Annotated in this window: 2 protein-coding genes; both read right to left on the bottom strand. The window is 61.5% G+C overall.

From position 1 onward, the window contains the following. Nucleotides 1-454 (bottom strand): TolC family protein (locus NP596_RS21035; RefSeq protein WP_256617344.1); only part of this gene is annotated, 454 nt, incomplete at its 3' end. Then, the gene (locus NP596_RS21030) at nucleotides 454-2,034 is read right to left on the bottom strand and encodes a DHA2 family efflux MFS transporter permease subunit (protein ID WP_256617343.1); all 1,581 of its coding nucleotides are present in this window, start codon (nucleotides 2,032-2,034) and stop codon (nucleotides 454-456) included. The genes NP596_RS21035 and NP596_RS21030, both read right to left, overlap by 1 nt. Nucleotides 2,035-2,166: the final 132 nt, after the last annotated feature.

Raw genomic sequence — 2,166 nt, 5'->3', positions numbered from 1 at the left:
GGTCGCGGCCCCAAAAATCCAGGTGATAACGCAAGATCAACGGAGTGATCAGCAACTGGCGGAAGTTTTCGCCGGCCAGTTTGGCCTGGGTGCTGTTGGCCGAGAAGCGTTGCGCGCTGAAACTGATGTTGGCGTCAACCGTGGGGTAGAGTTCGGCGGCCTGGGAGTCGACCATGGCTTGCGATTGCCGGAGGCGGGCCTCGGCGGCCTTTAAGTCCGGGTTGCCGGCCAGCGCGGTTTCGATCAATCGGCTCAAGGCCGGGTTATCGAACTGATTCCACCAGGCAGCCGCCGGCCATTGTTGATTATCGAACCGCGGCATGGCGTCAGCCAGGGTTTGTCGGATGGACGGCAAGGCTTGCATTCGGGCCCTCTGGCTGTTTTCTCCAAACCTGGCGCAAGCGCAGGCGGATAAGGACAGCACCATCCAGGCCAGGAGACGCAGCGGCTTCATCAGGCTTCCTCGGCGAATATTTCCTGGATTTTACGGCGCAGCCACAGCCTGCCGCTGGGATGGCGCGGCGGCCGGGTAGGATGGGCAAACCAGACCAATACCGACAAACCGGCGAATACGCAGCCGGCGGCCCAGTAAGTATCGTTGATGGCGTGGGTGACGGCATCGCGGCCGGCCAGCTTGGCCAGCTGGGTCAAGGCCCGCGATTCGGTAAAACCCGCCGCTCCTAGCGTGTCCAAGACCGGGTGGTCGCTCAGCGCAAAGGTATCGCGCCGTTCGGCGAAATGGTTTAGGTGCAGCGGAGCCCGCCGATAAATCAGGATGCCTTGCAGGGTAATACCGATCGCGCCGGCGGCGATACGCATCAGGTTGGCCAGTTCCAGCGCCCGCCAGTGCCGCTCTTGCGGTAGGCCGTGCAGCAACAGGGCGGTTAACGGAACGAAGAAACTGCCCAGGCACGCGCCTTCCAATAATTTCGGCCAGAACAATTGGGCCAGATCGTCCGCAGTGTCGAAGCGGCTTAGCCAGAAATAGGTGGCCGCGAAACCCAGCAGATTGGCGCTGGCCAGCAAACGGGCATCGCAACGTTTGACGATTTCGTGAAACACGCCGGCCATGGGTTTGGCCAGAATCGCGGTCGGCAAAAATACCAGGCCGGCCAGCCAGGACGAATAACCGAAGGTCAATTGCAACTGCACGATCAACATCGATAATAATCCCAGAAAACAGAGGAAACCGCAGAACAGCGCCAGGGTTCCTATCGCGAAATTGCGCCGGCCGAACAAGCGGATGTCGAGAAAAGGACGGCGGACGCTTAATTCCCAAATCACCCAGCAAACCAGCGCGACGACGGTCGCAACCGTCAGGCCGATCAGGTAGGCGGAATGCCGCCAATCCCAGTCGTTACCCTGGTTGAGCAAGGTCTGAAGGCCGAACAATGCCAAGCCCAGCAGGACAAAGCCCAGCGTGTCGAAGCGGTGCCGGATCCGCTGGCCGCCGCGCCGATAGAGCAGGGCGCCGACGATACCGGCAATGCTCAGAGCCAGCGGGATGTTGAACCAAAACAGCCAGCGCCAGCCCAGGTTGTCGGCAATCCAGCCGCCGAACGGCGGGCCGAAACTGAACGGTGTCAAGGTGAAAATGCTCCAAACGCCGATGCCGAGAGACTTGCGTTTTTGCGGATATTCCTTAATCAGCAGCGACTGGCCCAGCGGCAGGGTCAGGCCGCCGGAAAACCCCAGCAAGATTCGGCCGGCCAGATAGGGGTAAAAACCGCTGCAATAGGCGCACAACCAGGAGGCCAGCGCGAAGGCGGCAAAAGCCGCCACGAACGGCCGATACTCGCCGATGCGGCGCGCAAGCCAGCCGCCCACCGGAAACGCCAAGGCCAGACCGATAATGTAGTCGGTCTGGGTCCAGGTGGCGAAACTGGGCGGTATTCCCAGTCCGCCGGCGACTCTGGGCAGCATGGCGATATAGGCGCCGGCATTGAATATCACCAGGGCATGGCCCAGCCCCAGGCAAATGTTGAAGAGGATAAATCGCCAGCCGCGCAGCCGTTTGCCATAGAGGATACTCATGCCTGGATCGCGGTCATCTGGCCGGGGCGGCCGCGGGTTCCAAGCCGGCAGCCTCGAGACTTTGCTCGAGCAGTTCCCCGGCCATGCCGGCGATCAGCTGCTTAAAGGCCGCGCCGTCGCGATCTAGCGAGG

Source organism: Methylomonas rivi (assembly GCF_024505165.1).
Taxonomy (GTDB): Bacteria; Pseudomonadota; Gammaproteobacteria; order Methylococcales; family Methylomonadaceae; genus Methylomonas; species Methylomonas rivi.
Note: the sequence above shows the minus strand (reverse complement) of the source record. Positions and strands in the feature narration are given on the sequence as shown.